Origin of the sequence: Pseudomonas sp. COR18, assembly GCF_048568395.1 — a bacterium.
GTDB lineage: Bacteria > Pseudomonadota > Gammaproteobacteria > Pseudomonadales > Pseudomonadaceae > Aquipseudomonas > Aquipseudomonas fuscovaginae_B.
The window spans coordinates 4,976,382-4,991,295 of the sequence record NZ_CP183808.1 but is presented as its reverse complement, the minus strand read 5'-3'; the positions used below and the strand labels follow the sequence as shown (position 1 = coordinate 4,991,295).

Annotated in this window: 16 protein-coding genes and 1 tRNA gene; 10 read left to right on the top strand and 7 right to left on the bottom strand. The window is 64.2% G+C overall.

Annotation, left to right across the window (positions count from 1 at the left end; translation table 11 throughout):
• Positions 1-61 precede the first annotated feature (61 nt).
• A complete protein-coding gene (locus tag ACM62G_RS22905; RefSeq protein WP_419735616.1) occupies positions 62-196 on the top strand; it encodes a hypothetical protein in 135 nt (44 codons plus the stop codon).
• Between the two features lie 2 nt (positions 197-198).
• Here ACM62G_RS22905 and ACM62G_RS22900 read toward each other — a convergent pair.
• The 5 genes from ACM62G_RS22900 to ACM62G_RS22880 form a co-directional block, all read right to left on the bottom strand.
• Positions 199-274 (bottom strand) — tRNA-Gly (locus tag ACM62G_RS22900).
• A gap of 66 nt (positions 275-340) precedes the next feature.
• On the bottom strand, positions 341-901 hold the full coding sequence (gene pgsA, locus ACM62G_RS22895; protein ID WP_054060031.1) for a CDP-diacylglycerol--glycerol-3-phosphate 3-phosphatidyltransferase: 561 nt from the start codon (positions 899-901) through the stop codon (positions 341-343).
• Positions 902-933: 32 nt separating this feature from the next.
• Complete coding sequence (gene uvrC, locus ACM62G_RS22890) at positions 934-2,757, bottom strand: excinuclease ABC subunit UvrC (RefSeq protein WP_054060032.1); 1,824 nt, start codon at positions 2,755-2,757, stop codon at positions 934-936.
• 2 nt (positions 2,758-2,759) lie between these two features.
• Complete coding sequence (gene uvrY / locus ACM62G_RS22885) at positions 2,760-3,398, bottom strand: UvrY/SirA/GacA family response regulator transcription factor (protein WP_010446530.1); 639 nt, start codon at positions 3,396-3,398, stop codon at positions 2,760-2,762.
• A 142-nt stretch (positions 3,399-3,540) separates the two neighbouring features.
• A complete protein-coding gene (locus tag ACM62G_RS22880; RefSeq protein ID WP_054060033.1) occupies positions 3,541-3,906 on the bottom strand; it encodes a helix-turn-helix domain-containing protein in 366 nt (121 codons plus the stop codon).
• Between the two features lie 80 nt (positions 3,907-3,986).
• On the opposite strand from ACM62G_RS22880, the gene ACM62G_RS22875 reads away from it, so the two are divergent.
• Positions 3,987-4,208: a DNA-binding protein gene (locus ACM62G_RS22875; protein WP_054060034.1), complete on the top strand. Its 222-nt coding sequence runs from the start codon at positions 3,987-3,989 to the stop codon at positions 4,206-4,208.
• Positions 4,209-4,274: 66 nt separating this feature from the next.
• On the opposite strand, the gene ACM62G_RS22870 is transcribed toward ACM62G_RS22875, so the two are convergent.
• Positions 4,275-4,733: a GNAT family N-acetyltransferase gene (locus ACM62G_RS22870; RefSeq protein WP_419735615.1), complete on the bottom strand. Its 459-nt coding sequence runs from the start codon at positions 4,731-4,733 to the stop codon at positions 4,275-4,277.
• Positions 4,730-5,488: a carbon-nitrogen hydrolase family protein gene (locus ACM62G_RS22865; RefSeq protein WP_419735614.1), complete on the bottom strand. Its 759-nt coding sequence runs from the start codon at positions 5,486-5,488 to the stop codon at positions 4,730-4,732. The genes ACM62G_RS22870 and ACM62G_RS22865 overlap by 4 nt, the downstream gene beginning before the upstream one ends.
• A 440-nt stretch (positions 5,489-5,928) precedes the next feature.
• Here ACM62G_RS22865 and ACM62G_RS22860 point away from each other — a divergent pair, with 440 nt between their 5' ends.
• From ACM62G_RS22860 to ACM62G_RS22825, 8 genes are all read left to right on the top strand, one after another.
• Positions 5,929-6,081 (top strand): hypothetical protein, encoded by a 153-nt coding sequence (locus ACM62G_RS22860; protein WP_192842763.1) that lies wholly within the window; start codon positions 5,929-5,931, stop codon positions 6,079-6,081.
• 45 nt (positions 6,082-6,126) lie between these two features.
• Positions 6,127-7,218 carry a 3-deoxy-7-phosphoheptulonate synthase gene (locus ACM62G_RS22855; RefSeq protein WP_419735613.1) on the top strand — a complete coding sequence of 364 codons (1,092 nt, stop codon included), beginning with the start codon at positions 6,127-6,129 and terminating at the stop codon, positions 7,216-7,218.
• 60 nt (positions 7,219-7,278) lie between these two features.
• Positions 7,279-7,605, top strand: a complete 327-nt coding sequence (locus ACM62G_RS22850; RefSeq protein WP_273826303.1) for a peptidylprolyl isomerase — start codon at positions 7,279-7,281, stop codon at positions 7,603-7,605.
• A gap of 130 nt (positions 7,606-7,735) precedes the next feature.
• A complete protein-coding gene (locus ACM62G_RS22845; RefSeq protein WP_419735612.1) occupies positions 7,736-9,598 on the top strand; it encodes an extracellular solute-binding protein in 1,863 nt (620 codons plus the stop codon).
• The gene (locus ACM62G_RS22840; protein WP_273826300.1) at positions 9,598-10,662 is read left to right on the top strand and encodes a microcin C ABC transporter permease YejB; all 1,065 of its coding nucleotides are present in this window, start codon (positions 9,598-9,600) and stop codon (positions 10,660-10,662) included. The genes ACM62G_RS22845 and ACM62G_RS22840 overlap by 1 nt, the downstream gene beginning before the upstream one ends.
• Positions 10,662-11,684: an ABC transporter permease gene (locus tag ACM62G_RS22835; RefSeq protein WP_419735611.1), complete on the top strand. Its 1,023-nt coding sequence runs from the start codon at positions 10,662-10,664 to the stop codon at positions 11,682-11,684. The genes ACM62G_RS22840 and ACM62G_RS22835 overlap by 1 nt, the downstream gene beginning before the upstream one ends.
• Positions 11,685-11,698: 14 nt before the next feature.
• Positions 11,699-13,294, top strand: coding sequence for an ABC transporter ATP-binding protein (locus ACM62G_RS22830; protein ID WP_419737549.1), 1,596 nt, complete (start codon positions 11,699-11,701; stop codon positions 13,292-13,294).
• A gap of 11 nt (positions 13,295-13,305) precedes the next feature.
• Positions 13,306-14,721, top strand: a complete 1,416-nt coding sequence (locus ACM62G_RS22825) for a sigma-54 interaction domain-containing protein (RefSeq protein ID WP_273826302.1) — start codon at positions 13,306-13,308, stop codon at positions 14,719-14,721.
• Positions 14,722-14,914 lie beyond the last annotated feature (193 nt).

Here is a 14,914-nt window from a genome sequence, read left to right as displayed (position 1 = left end):
CACGGCTGCGTGCGGCCGTGTGTGCCCGCACACCCAGTCATAATGACAATGAGGTTGCGTCATGCTCGAAGCCATCAATGGCCTTAGTGGTTGGGCGTGGAGCGCAGAGAATTCAAGAAAGGCACCGAAACGAAAAAAGGCCCCGAAGGGCCTTTTTTCTTTCGCTTACAAAGCCCTGCTGAGCTTTGAAGCTTGATTTGGAGCGGGAAACGAGACTCGAACTCGCGACCCCGACCTTGGCAAGGTCGTGCTCTACCAACTGAGCTATTCCCGCGTCGTCTTGGTGATGCGCATTCTATAGAATCTACGCACCACGTCAACCCCTTGATTCAAAAAAGTTTTATTTATTTTCACCATTGATCCGCAGGTGCGGCCAGGCGGCCCGCAGATACTGCACCATCGACCACAGGGTCAGGCCCGCAGCGACCATCAACAGCGCATAGCCGACCACGACCCAGAAGCTGAGGGCCGAGGGGTTGGCCAGCAGGATCACCAGCGCCAGCATCTGAGCGGCGGTTTTCCATTTGCCCATTTTCGAAACCGCGACCTGTGCGCGCGCACCGATCTCGGCCATCCACTCGCGCAGGGCCGACACCACGATCTCACGTCCGATGATCACCACCGCCGGAAAGGTCAGCCAGAAGTTGGCGTGCTCCTGCACCAGCAGGACCAGGGCCACCGCCACCATCAGTTTGTCGGCCACCGGGTCCAGGAAGGCACCGAATGGCGTGCTCTGTTCCAGGCGTCGTGCCAGGTAGCCATCGAGCCAGTCCGTTGCCGCGGCAAAGGCGAAAACCGAACTGGCCGCCAGGTAACTCCACTGGTACGGCAGGTAAAACAACAGAATGAAGATCGGGATAAGTACAACGCGCAGAACGGTGATCAGATTAGGGATATTCATCGGCACAACTGGCTACGAAGTGAAAGGGCATTCTACTCGCTGTGCAGACTGGCATAAATCAACTCTGCGAGCTTTTTGCTGATCCCCGGCGCCTTGGCGATCTCATCGATGCTGGCCCGGGACAGTTCCTGCAATCCACCGAAATGCTTGAGCAACTCACGCCGGCGTTTCGGCCCGACGCCGGCCACCCCTTCCAGGGTCGAGGTCCGCCGGGTCTTGCCGCGGCGCGCACGGTGGCCGGTGATAGCGAAACGGTGGGCCTCGTCGCGGATCTGCTGGATCAGGTGCAGCGCCGGCGAATCGCCCTTGAGGGTGAATTCGTGGGCCGCATCGTTGAGATACAGGGTCTCGAAACCGGCCTTGCGCGTCGCGCCCTTGGCGACGCCGAGCAGGATCAGGTCCGGCACCGCCAGTTCGTTGAGTACGTCGCGAGCCATGGACAATTGCCCCTTGCCACCGTCCACCAGGAGGATATCCGGCAACTTGCCCTCGCCCTCCTTCAGCCGGCTGAAACGGCGGGTCAGCGCCTGGTGCATGGCCGCGTAGTCGTCGCCGGCCGTGACACCCTCGATATTATAGCGGCGGTAGTCGGATTTAATCGGCCCCTCCGGGCCGAACACCACGCAGGACGCCACCGTCGATTCGCCGCTGGAATGGCTGATGTCGTAGCACTCCAGGCGCTGCGGTGGCTCGTCCAGATCCAGCACCTCGGCCAGCGCGTCGAAGCGTGCCGCCACATGCTGGCGGTTGGCCAAGCGGGCGGTCAGGGCCTGTTCGGCGTTGGTCACCGCCAGTTGTTGCCAGCGCGCCCGGGTACCCCGTACCCGGTGACTGATGCTCAACTCGCGGCCGCGCAGTTCCTCGATGGCGGCGACCAGAGTCGGGAAGTCATCGTGGACCACGTTGACGATCAGTTCACTGGGCAGGTCGCGCTCGGGGCTGCTGATGAAGTACTGGCCGAGGAAGGCTGCCATGACTTCGGAAACGTCCTCATCGATGCCCACCTGCGGAAAGAAGTTCTTGCTGCCCAGGACCCGCCCGCCCCGCACGCTGATCAGGTGCACGCAGGCACCGCCCGGGTTGACGAAGGCGGCGATGACATCGACGTCGCCATTGCCGCCTTCCATGCTCTGCTGGTCCTGCACACGGCGCAGCAGCGCGATCTGATCGCGCAGCTCAGCCGCCTTCTCGAAGTCGAGGGTGCTGGCCGCCTGTTCCATGCCGGCATTGAGCTCATCGCTCAGGGCATTGCTGCGCCCTTCGAGGAACATCACCGAATGGCGGACATCCTCGGCGTATTCCCGGGGCTCGACCAAGCCGACACAGGGCGCCTTGCAGCGCTTGATCTGGTACTGCAGGCATGGCCGGGTGCGGTTCTTGTAGTAACTGTCCTCGCACTGGCGCACATGGAAGGTTTTCTGCAACAGCGCCAGGCTCTCGCGAATCGCCCCGGCGCTCGGATACGGCCCGAAATACTTGCCCTTGAGCTTCTTCGCCCCACGGTGAATGCTCAGGCGCGGATAGTCCCCGTCCGAGAGGAAGACATAGGGGTAGGACTTATCGTCGCGCAGCAGGATGTTGTAGGGCGGGCGCCACTCCTTGATCAGCGTCTGCTCCAGCAACAACGCCTCGGTTTCGTTGGCGGTGATGGTGGTCTCGACCTGGGCGATACGCGCCACCAGGGCGGCGGTCTTCGGCGCGAGGCCGGTCTTGCGGAAATAGCTGGCGAGGCGATTCTTCAGGTTCTTGGCCTTGCCCACGTACAGCAGGCGTGCATCGCTGTCGAACATGCGATACACACCGGGACGGCCACTGCAGGTAGAAAGAAAAGCGCTGGAATCGAACGGTTCAGTCATTGTCAGCCGGCATCGACCATGCCATGGCGCACGGCCAGAAGCGTCAACTCGACATCACTGCTGACCGACAGCTTCTCGAAGATCCGGTAACGGTAGGTATTGACGGTTTTCGGTGACAGACACAGCTTGTCGGAAATGATCTGCACCTTCTGGCAGCCGACGATCATCAGGGCGATCTGGATTTCCCGTTCGGACAAGGCATCGAACGGCGATTCGCTGGCCGGCTGGAACGACTTGAGCGCCATCTGCTGGGCGATCTGCGGGCTGATGTAACGCTGCCCGGCGAACACCAGGCGAATCGCCTGGACCATTTCCGCCAGCCCCGCGCCCTTGGTCAGGTAGCCCGAGGCCCCGGCCTGCATCAACCGCGTCGGGAACGGATCCTCCTCGCACACGGTGACCGCCACGACCTTGATATCAGGGTGGCTACGCAGCAATTTGCGCGTTGCTTCAAGGCCGCCGATACCCGGCATCTTGACGTCCATCAGCACGACATCCGGCTTGAGCTCCCGCGTTTTCAGCAGGGCCTGCTCTCCCGACTCCGCCTGTCCCACAACCTGCAGGCCATCGATGTCGGCAAGCATCCGGGTAATGCCTGTACGCACAAGATCATGGTCATCGACAACTAGCACCCTAATCAAGCAGACACCTCGCGAATATGGTCTTATCAGATTATTGACCACCTTAGCAAAAAACCGGCGGCCAGACCTAGCGGCAAGCGTCACATAAGAGTGTCATTGCGCTCTGGGCGCCTGTGACGTCGATGGGGGGGAGGACCGCTTCTCAGCGGTCTTGCGGGTCCCTGCGACCCTTGGCACCGTAGGAGCCGACCGCTTCGGCCAGCGTCGTGGTCAGTTGGCTGATCGCCTCCTGGTCAGCCTTGCGCAGGCTGCGGTAGCTGCCCAGCACCTTCTCTTCGCTGGAGCTGAGATTGTCGATCAGCGTCGGCGTCCGGTTGCCGGTCAGGACATACAGCACATCGACGCCACGCTCGGCCACCCGCGACAGGTAGTCGGCCTTCGGCGCGCGATCGCCGCTCTCGTATTTGCCCTGGGCGTTGGCTTCAACGCCACCGATTTCGCCAAAAGCCTTCTGCGACAATCCAAGTCGCTCCCTCTCTTGTCGTAACCGGGAACCAATTCCACTCATTTGGATGTAACATCCCAAGTCAGGCACCCTTAAAGGGGGTGAATTCAACAAAATTAAACAAAATTGAACGGTTTTGAACTATGCCCGGTATTCGCACCGCTGCACAAGCCAAGGCTTGGCTGGAACATCAAGGAAAATCGGTTCAGGAGTTTGCACGCGAGCATGGCGTCGACCCGGCAACCACCTATCAAGTGCTCGCCGGGCGCAAAAAGGGACGCCGCGGGGAAGCCCATAAGGTGGCGGTCCTGCTGGGCATGAAGGACGGAATCATCCTCGACGACAACGATCGGAGCGAGGAATAGGCCCCCGCGTTTGAGTCCAGTATGCGCCTCGAAATATCGAGGAGTAAGCTCAATCCGAAAATACTATCAGCCGATTCCACCGCTCGACTTCACAGCCCCGACACTCATGCGAAAGAAGCACTCGTCCTCCCCTACGACCTCCAGCCCCATACGCTCGTAAAGCCGCCTGGCGGGATTGCTCTTGAATACGGTCAAGCGCACCTCCGGCCGCCCTTCCCTGAAGGCGATATCACGCGCCTGGACGATCAGCCAGCCGCCCAAGCCTCGCCCACGCCCCGCTTCGATCAGTTGCAACTCGCGGATATACAGCGCCCTGGCGTCCCGACTGAAGCTGACGAAACCCAGCACCTGCTCCCCTTCGCACAACAGGGCGTTCTGCCGCCCGGCCCAGGCGATATCGAAGGCTTCCTCCTGCCAGAGCAGATCGTACTCGCAGTAGTAGGCCATCATGTTCCTGCGCGTCAGCGTCCGGGCGAATGCCAGGTCCGCCTCGGTAGCCGGGCGAAAACGCCAATCCCGGGTCACAGCCCCTCCACTTCAACCACCTCGCCCTGCCACGTGCCGTCGACACGTCGACCGATCACCAGCACATCACCCATCCCCGCGGCAGCCGCTACCCGACGCCCGCCTGCCGCCCAGATCGCACTGCGCCCCGCCGCCGCCCAGCCGCCGGTGGTCCCACCGTGGTTGGCCATCAGCACGGCCATGTCGTACTCACGGGCATACCCCTGGAGCAACGCACTGTCGGCGGGGTAACCGTTCTCGCTGATCAGCACGCCTGATGCATACAGGTTAGCGCCAGATCGGGCGGCCTGGAGGGCATGGCTGGCGTGGGAAAAGTCAGCACAAACCGACAGAGCGACAGTGTCGGCGCCGAGGGCCAAGGCAGCGCCGCCCGCCCCCGGGCTAAACACCTGCTCCTCGCCTTCGTGCAGATGCTGTTTGCTGTAGAGCTGCCGGGAGCCCTCGGCGTTGAAAGTCAGCGCGCCGATCAGCAGCGGGTCGGCGGGAGACCGGCGAATCGGCAGGCCGACCACGGTCACCAGTCGCAGCTCGCGCGCCAGATCGGACAAGGGTTGCAATACCTCGGCATCCGGGGTGATCGCCAGTGCCGCCGCCAGGCTCGGCTCATAGCCGGTCAGCGACAGTTCGGGAAATACCAGCAGTTGCACGCCCCGCTCCGCCGCCTGCTGCATGAAGCGCAGGTGCCGCTGGAGGTTGCCCTGCAGATCACCGGCTAGAGAGCAGGACTGAGCGGCGGCAATGGTCAGGACGGTCATGGGCATGCCTGATGATCGAGTAGGAAATGTCCGGTGAGTTTGTCATAAAACGTTTAATTTGTTTAAGCCATAGCGACTACAGGGCGCGATCCATAGAAATTTCTGATTGAACAGCGTCCCATGGCTCTAGTAAGCTCGGGGCATTCCATCGGAGACGCGCCATGCCCACCCTTCATTCCATGCCTTGCCAGACTGCCAGCGCCCTGCGCTCGCCAGCGGCTGCCTGGGTGAAAACCGCCGGCGCATCCGCAGGCTTTTATTTTGGGTACTGGTTTAGCCACTGGCGCGCCTGATACCCAACCGGCGCCCACTACTCAAGGGGTCGCCTACCAGAGAATCAACAACCCCCGGTCGGCCTCCCGACCGGGGGTTTTGTTTTTCCAGGGCTTCAGTTTTACGCAAACCGTTTCAACAGACATTTCGATTCGAGGAATACCGACATGAACTACGCCACCTATTACCGCTACGAACTCACCACCGCCTGGCGATTTACCAACCTCCGCTCGGGACAGCACGCCGCCTCCGAACGGTCACTCACAGGTGGCAAGCACACACTCGCAGCCCATCCGGCTGATTGTCGAACACCGCAATAGGGCCGCGCGCGGGAAGACCCGCCGCCTGCCCAAGGAACCCCGAACATGAATTCGTCTCTCTGCGCCTTGCCACTGTCCAGCCTGTCGTCCGCCAACGAGCCGCTGACCCAGCGCCTGCCGACGGCCCTGCAACTCAAGCAGCACCTGCCCCTCAACACCACACTCAGCGACCAGGTCGCCCGCCATCGCCAGGCCATACGCGCCATCCTTGACGGTGAGGACCCGCGCCTGCTGATGATCGTCGGCCCCTGCTCGATCCACGACCCGCAATCGGCCCTCGAATACGCCGGCCACCTGGCGAGCCTGGCGAACGACGTCAGCGACCAGATGCTGCTGGTCATGCGCGCCTATGTCGAAAAGCCGCGCACCACGGTCGGTTGGAAAGGCCTGGCCTACGACCCGCACCTGGATGGCAGCGACGACATGGCCGGCGGCCTGGCGCTGTCCCGCGAACTGATGCGCGAGATGCTGCGCATGGGCCTACCGATCGCCACCGAATTGCTGCAGCCCATGGCGGCCAGCTACTTCGACGACCTGCTGAGCTGGGTCGCGATCGGCGCACGGACCACCGAGTCGCAAATCCATCGGGAAATGGCCAGCGGCCTACCGATGCCCGTGGGATTCAAGAATGGCACCGACGGCGGTGTCGGCATCGCCAGCGATGCCATGCGTTCGGCGGCGCACCCGCACCGGCATTTCGGGGTCGACAGCCAGGGGCACCCGGCGATCATCCAGACCGCGGGCAACCCCGACACCCACCTGGTGTTGCGCGGCGGCCATCGTGGCCCGAACTACGATGCCCGCAGCATCGCCCTGGCCCGGGCGGGCCTGGAGAAGCAGGGCATTGCGAGCCGGATGATGGTCGATTGCAGCCATGCCAACAGTGGCAAGGACCCGCTGCGCCAGCCGGCGGTGTTCGCCGAGGTGCTGGAGCAGCGTCTGCAGGGTGACCGTTCGCTGATCGGCATGATGCTGGAGAGCCATCTGTTCGAGGGCTGCCAGCCGTTGAGCCCGTCCCTCAAGTACGGTGTGTCGATCACCGATGGTTGCCTGGGCTGGGAAGCGACCGAGCAGTTGCTGCGTAGCGCGGCGCAGCGGTTGCGGGAGCAGGCGTCCTGCAAGGCGGTGAGTGCCTGACAGGCCCCGTTCGCGGGCAAGCCGGGCCACCGTCGAGGAACTTTGCCGGGAAAAAGCCGCCTGAATCCGGTAGGCTCAACATTTTACCCAAAGGAGTACCTCACCATGGCCCGAGCCACTGCCCGCCACATCCTGGTTGCCACTGAAGCCAAGTGCAACGAACTCAAGGCCCAGATCGAAGGCGGCGCCGACTTCGCCGAGATCGCCAAGGCCAACTCCACCTGCCCTTCCAGCCGTGACGGCGGCAACCTGGGCTCCTTCGGCCCGGGCCAGATGGTCAAGGAATTCGACACCGTAGTGTTCAGCGCGCCGATCAACACCGTGCAAGGCCCGGTGAAAACCCAGTTCGGCTACCACCTGCTGGAAGTCACCAGCCGCCAGGACTGATCGCTCTGCCCGGGGCTGCCCGCCAGGGCGGTTCCCATGGCAGCGCCTCTCCCGTGGCGGGGCCACCCGCCACCGGGGGAAACGCGAGATCGCTTGCCACCCCACTTTCACACCGTCCTCAAGGCTGACGATGCGACTGGTTCTCTCCCTGACATTCGGCACCCTGGCCCTGTTCGCCAGCGTCGCCCACGCCGCTCCCGCGCAACACGCCCTGACGGTCTACGGCGAGCCGCCCAAGTACCCGGCCAGTTTCAGCCACTTCGACTACGCCAACCCCGACGCCCCCAAGGGCGGCAGCCTCAAGCGCTCGGCCATCGAGATCGGCCAGTTCGACCATGTGCTGCCTTACATCGATAAGGGCATCGGCGTCTCGCAGATCGACGGCTATATCTATTCACCGCTGGCGGTGCGCTCCCTCGACGAGCCCTACACCGTCTACGGCCTGGTCGCACAGAAGATGGAGCGCTCCGATGACGGCCTGTCGCTGCGCTTCTTCCTCAACCCCAAGGCCCGCTTCGCCGACAACACGCCCATCACCGCCGAGGACGTGCGCTACACCTTCAACCTGCTGATGACCCAGGGCAGCCTGAGCTACCGCATGCAGTTCGAAGGCATCAAGGACGTGGTGGTCGAATCGCCGACCCAGGTCCGCTTCGATTTCAGGAACACCGAGAACCGCTCGCTGCCGCTGGATATCGCCACCCTGCCGGTGCTGCCGGAACACTGGTGGAAAACCCGCGACTTCGCCGACGGCGGCGGTTACGAGGCCCCGCTGGGCAGCGGCCCCTACCGGGTGAGCAAGGTAGACTCCGGCCGCAGCATCACCTTCACCCGCAACCCCGACTGGTGGGGCAAGGACCTGCCGGTCAGCCGCGGCCTGTACAACTTCGACCGCTTCAGCATCGAGTACTTCGGCGACACCGACGTGGCCCGCCAAGTGCTGCGGGGCGGTGCCTACGACTACAACCGCGAATTCTCCGCCACCGCCTACTCCATCGGCTACGACAGCCCGGCGCTGAGCGACGGCCGACTGCAGAAGGCGCAACTGGCCCAGGAGTCGCCACAGACGGCCCAGGGCTACGTGTTCAATCTGCAGAAGCCGATATTCCAGGATCGCCGGGTACGCCAGGCCCTGGCCATGCTCTGGGACTTCGAGTGGAGCAACCGGCAGATGATGCGCAACATGTATTTGCGCCAGCAGAGCTTCTTTTCCAACACTCCACTGGCGGCCCGTGAGCTGCCGGACGAGGCCGAGCTGGCGATTCTCGAACCGCTGCGCGGACAGATCCCCGACGAGGTCTTCACCCAGGTCTTCGAAGCACCGAAAACCGACGCCAGCGGCAACCTGCGGGACAAGCAGTTGCAGGCCCTGGCCCTGCTGGAGCAGGCCGGCTGGAAGCCCAAGGGGGATCAGTTGGTCAACGCCCAGGGCGAGCCGCTGAGCTTCACCTTCCTCAATGCCCAGAACGGTATGGAACGCCTGCTGCTACCCTACAAGCGCAACCTGGCGCAGATCGGCATCCGCATGGACATCCGCCGCATCGACCCCTCGCAGTACGTCAACCGCCTCAAGGACCGCGACTACGACATGATCGTCAGCGGCTACCCGGTGACCACCTCGCCGGGCATCGAGCTGTACAACTTCTTCGGCTCCAAGGCGGCCACCGACCCGGGCTCGAACAACTTCATGGCCCTGCGGAACCCCGCCGTGGACAGCCTGATCAACGGGCTGGTGAAAGCCGATACCCAGAAGCGGATGCTCAGCTACGCCCATGCCCTGGACCGGGTGCTGCAGTGGAACTACTACTGGATTCCCAACTACTACCCGCCGGGCATCTCCACGGTGTGGTGGAACCGCTTTGGTATTCCGACGATACAGGCCAGCAATGACGCGGCCATCGAGACCTGGTGGGAAGTCAGCCCGACCCCGCTGACCAACGAACAGATGACCGCCGAACTGATCAGGCGCGGCCATGACGGAGGGCACCGCTGATGCCGGCCTACATCCTGCGGCGCCTGCTGCTGATCATCCCGACGCTGCTGATCATCCTGCTGGTCAACTTCGTGATCGTCCAGGCCGCGCCCGGTGGCCCGGTGGAACAGGCCATCGCCCGCCTGCAGGGCCTGGGCAGCGCGGGTGCGGTCGGCACCGGCGGTGGTGACGGGCTGCACGGTTCGTCCCGCGCCAGCCGCGGCCTCGACCCCAAGCTGATCGCCGATATCGAGCGCCAGTACGGTTTCGACAAGCCGGCACCGGAGCGCTTCTGGCTGATGCTCAAGAGCTACGCCCGCCTCGACTTCGGCAAGAGCTTCTTCCGTGGCGCCCAGGTCACCGACCTGATCCTGGAGAAGATGCCGGTGACCCTCTCGCTCGGCCTCTGGGCCACGCTGATCACCTACCTGGTGTCGATCCCCCTCGGCATCCGCAAGGCGGTCCGGCATGGCAGCCGCTTCGACATCTGGAGCAGCACCGCGATCATCCTCGGCTACGCCATGCCGGCGTTCCTGTTCGCCATGCTGCTGATCGTACTGTTCGCCGGCGGCACCTCGCTGAACTGGTTTCCGGTGCGCGGCCTGGTCTCGGACAACTTTGACCAGTTGTCGACGCTGGGCAAGATCGCCGACTACTTCTGGCACCTGGTGCTGCCGGTGACCTCGCTGGTCATAGGCGGTTTCGCCACCCTGACGATCCTGACCAAGAACTCGTTTCTCAACGAGATCACCCGCCAGTACGTGGTCACCGCCCGGGCCAAGGGCCTGAGCGAACGCCGGGTGCTCTACGGCCATGTGTTTCGCAACGCCATGCTGCTGGTGGTTTCGGGCATTCCCCAGGCCTTCATCAGCGTGTTCTTCGCCGGTTCCCTGCTGATCGAGGTGATCTTCTCCCTCGACGGCCTCGGCCGCATGAGCTACGAAGCGGCGGTGTCGCGCGACTACCCGGTGGTGTTCGGCTCGCTGTTCATCTTCACCCTGTTCGGCCTGCTGATAAAACTGATCGGCGACCTCTGCTATACCCTGGTCGACCCGCGTATCGACTTCGCCGCGAGGAACGCCTGATGCTGCGACTTTCCCCCGTGAGCCGGCGCCGGCTCGACCGGTTCAAGGCCAACCGCCGCGGCTGGTGGTCGTTGTGGCTGTTCGCCGCGCTGTTCGTACTGAGCCTGGGCGGCGAACTGATCGCCAACGACAAGCCGCTGGTGCTCAGCTACCAGGGCTCGCTGTATTTCCCGGTGTTCAAGCGCTACACCGAACAGGAGTTCGGCGGCCAACTGCCGTTCCAGGCCGACTACCGCAGTGACTACGTGCGCCAGCTGATCACCCGCGATGGCGGCTGGATGCTGTTCCCGCCGATCCCCTTCAGCGCCGACACGCCCAACTACGACCTCAACAAGCCGGCGCCCAGCCCACCGACCACGGTGAACTGGCTGGGCACCGACGACCAGGCCCGCGACGTGCTGGCGCGGGTGATCTTCGGCGCGCGGGTGTCGATCCTGTTCGCCCTGGCCCTGACCGCCATCAGCGCACTGATCGGCATCGCCGCTGGCGCCCTGCAGGGCTACTACGGCGGCTGGGTCGACCTGCTCGGCCAGCGCCTGCTGGAGGTCTGGTCCGGGCTGCCGGTGCTGTACCTGCTGATCATCCTCTCCGGCTTCGTCGAGCCGAACTTCTGGTGGCTGCTGGGGATCATGGCGCTGTTCTCCTGGCTGGCGCTGGTCGACGTGGTGCGCGCCGAGTTCCTCCGTGGGCGCAACCTGGAGTACGTCAAAGCCGCCCGCGCCCTCGGCCTGAACGACCGCAAGATCATCCTGCGGCACATCCTGCCCAACGCCATGAACGCGACCCTGAGCTACCTGCCGTTCATTCTCACCGGCGCCATCTCGACCCTCACCGCCCTGGACTTCCTCGGCTTCGGCATGCCCGCCGGCAGCGCCTCGCTGGGCGAACTGATCGGCCAGGGCAAACAGAACCTGCAAGCCCCGTGGCTGGGATTCACCGCCTTTTTCACCCTGGCGCTGATTCTCTCGCTGCTGGTCTTTATCGGCGAGGCGCTGCGTGATGCCTTCGACCCCCGCTCATGAACCAGGCCCGCGCCATGACCGACAACCTGATTGAAATCCGCCACCTGAGCGTCGCCTTCGGCGGCCAGCCCGTGGTCCGCGACCTGTGCCTGGACATCCGCGCCGGCGAGTGCCTGGCGCTGGTCGGCGAGTCCGGTTCGGGCAAGTCGGTCACCGCCCATTCGATCCTGCAGTTGCTGCCACAGACCGGCTGCCAGGCCAGCGGCAGCGTGCGTTATCGCGGCCAGGAACTGCTCGGCGCCGACCACGCTACCCTGCGCCAGATTCGCGGCGACCGCATCGCCATGATCTTCCAGGAGCCGATGACCTCGCTGAACCCGCTGCACACGGTGCAAAAGCAGATCGGCGAAACCCTGATGCTGCACAAGGGCCTGGGCGGCAAGGCAGCCCAGGCGCGGATCCTCGAACTGCTGGAACTGGTGGGTATCCAGAAACCCCGGGAACGGCTCAAGGCCTATCCCCATCAACTCTCCGGCGGCCAGCGCCAGCGGGTGATGATCGCCATGGCCCTGGCCTGCGAGCCGGAACTGCTGATCGCCGACGAGCCGACCACCGCCCTCGACGTCACCGTGCAGCGCAAGATCCTGCTGCTGCTCAAGTCACTGCAACAACGCCTGGGCATGTCGCTGCTGCTGATCAGCCACGACCTCAACCTGGTACGCAGCATCGCCCAGCGGGTCTGCGTGATGAAGGCCGGGGAAAGCGTCGAGCAGGCCGACTGCGAAACCCTGTTCAACCAGCCGCAACACCCCTACAGCCGCCTGCTGCTGGATGCCGAGCCAGCGGGCGAAGCGCTGGCCCTGGGCGACAGCGAAAGCGTGCTGCAGGTCGATGAATTGCGCGTGCGCTTCCAGATCGGCGGTGGATGGCTGCGAGGCAAGGAATACCTGCAGGCGGTGGACGGTATCAGCCTCTGCGTGCAGCGCGGCAAGACCCTGGGCATCGTCGGCGAGTCCGGCTCGGGCAAGTCGACCCTCGGCCAGGCGATCCTGCGGCTGCTCGACTCCCAGGGCAGCATCCGCTTCCAGGGCCAGGCCCTCGACGGCCTGAACCAGAAACAGCTGCGACCGTGGCGCAAGCAGATGCAGGTGGTGTTCCAGGACCCGTTCGGCAGCCTCAGCCCGCGCATGTCGGTGGCGCAGATCATCAGCGAGGGGATCGAGGTGCACTGCCCCGGTACCGCCGCCGAACACGAGGCGCAGGTGATCCGCGCCCTCGAGGAGGTCGGCCTCGACCCGCAGAGCCGTCATCGCTATCCCCATGAGTTCTCCGGCGGCCAGCGCCAGCGGATCGCCATTGCCCGCGCCCTGGTGCTCAAGCCGGCGCTGATCCTGCTCGACGAGCCGACCTCGGCCCTCGACCGCACCGTGCAGAAGCAGGTGGTCGCCCTGCTGCGCGACCTGCAGGCCAAGCATGGCCTGACCTACCTGTTCATCAGCCATGACCTGTCGGTGGTCCGCGCCCTGGCTCATGACCTGATCGTGGTCAAGGACGGCCAGGTGGTCGAACAGGGCAGCACCTGCGCGGTGTTCGACCACCCGCAGCACCCCTACACCCGGGAGCTGCTGGCCGCGACCCTGACGCCCACCGCCCCCCTGAACTGCCCGTGAGCCAGACGCCGATGAACGACCGTGAAAGCCTCAAGGACTACCAGCGGGTCCGCTTGCTGGCGATTCGCTCGCTGTTCGAGAACATCGAGCAGTCCAGCGAAGGCACGGTGATCGTCGACCGCGATGCGCGGATCGTCTGGATGAACGAACGGTACGCCAAGCGCTTTGGCCTCTCCAGCGCCGAACAGGCCATCGGCCAACCCTGCGAAAGGGTGATCCCCGGCAGCCTGCTGCGCGAAGTGGTGCGCACCGGCCGGCCGATCCTGCTGGACCTGCAGGACATGCCCAAGGAACCGCTGGTGGTGATGCGCCTGCCGGTTCACGACGACGCGGGCGCGGTGATCGGCGCCATCGGCTTTGCCCTATTCGGCGAGTTGAACAGCCTGTCGCCGCTGCTCAAACGCTACCAGAGCATGCAGGAAGAACTGGCATCGACCCGCTCGCTGCTGCGGGCCCGACAGACCAAGTACAACTTCGCCCACTTCATCGGTACCAGCGCGGCGAGCCTGGAGGTCAAGCGCCGCGCCCGCCGCAGCGCCAGCACCGACTCACCGGTCCTGCTGCTGGGCGAAACCGGTACCGGCAAGGAGTTGCTGGCCCACGCCATCCACAGCGCCTCGCCACGGGCGCACAAGGCATTCGTCAGCATCAACAGCGCGGCAATTCCGGAAACCCTGCTGGAGGCGGAGTTCTTCGGGACAGCCCCGGGCGCCTTCACCGGCGCCGACCGCAAGGGCCGCCCCGGCAAGCTGCAGATCGCCCAGGGCGGCACGCTGTTCCTCGACGAGATCGGCGACATGCCGCTGCCCCTGCAGAGCAAGCTGCTGCGGGTATTGCAGGAGAAGGAATTCGAGCCGGTCGGTTCCAACGAAGTGTTGCGCAGCGACGTGCGGGTGATCGCCGCGACCTCCACCGACCTGGAGGCGGCGATCCGGCGTGGCGAATTCCGCGCCGACCTGTATTACCGCCTCAATGTCCTGCCGATCAACGTACCGCCGCTGCGCGAGCGCCTGGAGGATCTACCGGCGCTGAGCGAGGTGATCCTCGAGGAACTCGATAGCCACCATGAGTTGACCGCCGAGGCTCTGGAGCTGCTGGGGCAGCATGCCTGGCCGGGCAATATCCGCGAGTTGCGCAACGTGCTGGAGCGCGCCGCGCTGCTGGGGGATACCCAGGTGCTGGGGGCTGCCGACATTCGTGGGGCGATTGGTACCTTCAGCCCGCTGGAGCGGGCGCCGGCTCCTGTCATGGCAGCGCCTGGGAACGAAACTTTCAGCGCCGCCCGTGAGCGCTTCGAACGACAACTGATCGAGGCAACCCTGGCGCAATGTGGCGGCAAGGTCGTGGAAGCCGCACGGCAACTGGGGCTGGGGCGCTCGACGCTGTACAAGAAAATGGTCGCGCTGGGCATCAGCCAGTCTCAATAAAGAGACACCCGTCTAATTCTAGAGACAAACACTCATCGAACGGCCAACACTTTCCTGTAGGAGCCGGGCTTGCCCGCGAATACAGGCAACGCGGCCTCCAGACAGGCCGCGTTATCGTTCTTCGCGGGCAAGCCCGGCTCCTACAAGGGGAGCGTCGCCTGCAGAATCGTCTCTCTTTAGAGACAACCCCAAG

Excerpts from the sequence above, each read along its gene's own strand:
- ACM62G_RS22905 (WP_419735616.1), top strand. The coding sequence starts at position 62 with ATGCTCGAAGCCATCAATGGCCTTAGTGGTTGGGCGTGGAGCGCAGAG.
- pgsA (WP_054060031.1), bottom strand. The coding sequence starts at position 901 with ATGAATATCCCTAATCTGATCACCGTTCTGCGCGTTGTACTTATCCCG.
- uvrC (WP_054060032.1), bottom strand. The coding sequence starts at position 2,757 with ATGACTGAACCGTTCGATTCCAGCGCTTTTCTTTCTACCTGCAGTGGC.
- ACM62G_RS22880 (WP_054060033.1), bottom strand. The coding sequence starts at position 3,906 with ATGAGTGGAATTGGTTCCCGGTTACGACAAGAGAGGGAGCGACTTGGA.
- ACM62G_RS22875 (WP_054060034.1), top strand. The coding sequence starts at position 3,987 with ATGCCCGGTATTCGCACCGCTGCACAAGCCAAGGCTTGGCTGGAACAT.
- ACM62G_RS22865 (WP_419735614.1), bottom strand. The coding sequence starts at position 5,488 with ATGACCGTCCTGACCATTGCCGCCGCTCAGTCCTGCTCTCTAGCCGGT.
- ACM62G_RS22860 (WP_192842763.1), top strand. The coding sequence starts at position 5,929 with ATGAACTACGCCACCTATTACCGCTACGAACTCACCACCGCCTGGCGA.
- ACM62G_RS22855 (WP_419735613.1), top strand. The coding sequence starts at position 6,127 with ATGAATTCGTCTCTCTGCGCCTTGCCACTGTCCAGCCTGTCGTCCGCC.
- ACM62G_RS22845 (WP_419735612.1), top strand. The coding sequence starts at position 7,736 with ATGCGACTGGTTCTCTCCCTGACATTCGGCACCCTGGCCCTGTTCGCC.
- ACM62G_RS22840 (WP_273826300.1), top strand. The coding sequence starts at position 9,598 with ATGCCGGCCTACATCCTGCGGCGCCTGCTGCTGATCATCCCGACGCTG.
- ACM62G_RS22835 (WP_419735611.1), top strand. The coding sequence starts at position 10,662 with ATGCTGCGACTTTCCCCCGTGAGCCGGCGCCGGCTCGACCGGTTCAAG.
- ACM62G_RS22830 (WP_419737549.1), top strand. The coding sequence starts at position 11,699 with ATGACCGACAACCTGATTGAAATCCGCCACCTGAGCGTCGCCTTCGGC.
- ACM62G_RS22825 (WP_273826302.1), top strand. The coding sequence starts at position 13,306 with ATGAACGACCGTGAAAGCCTCAAGGACTACCAGCGGGTCCGCTTGCTG.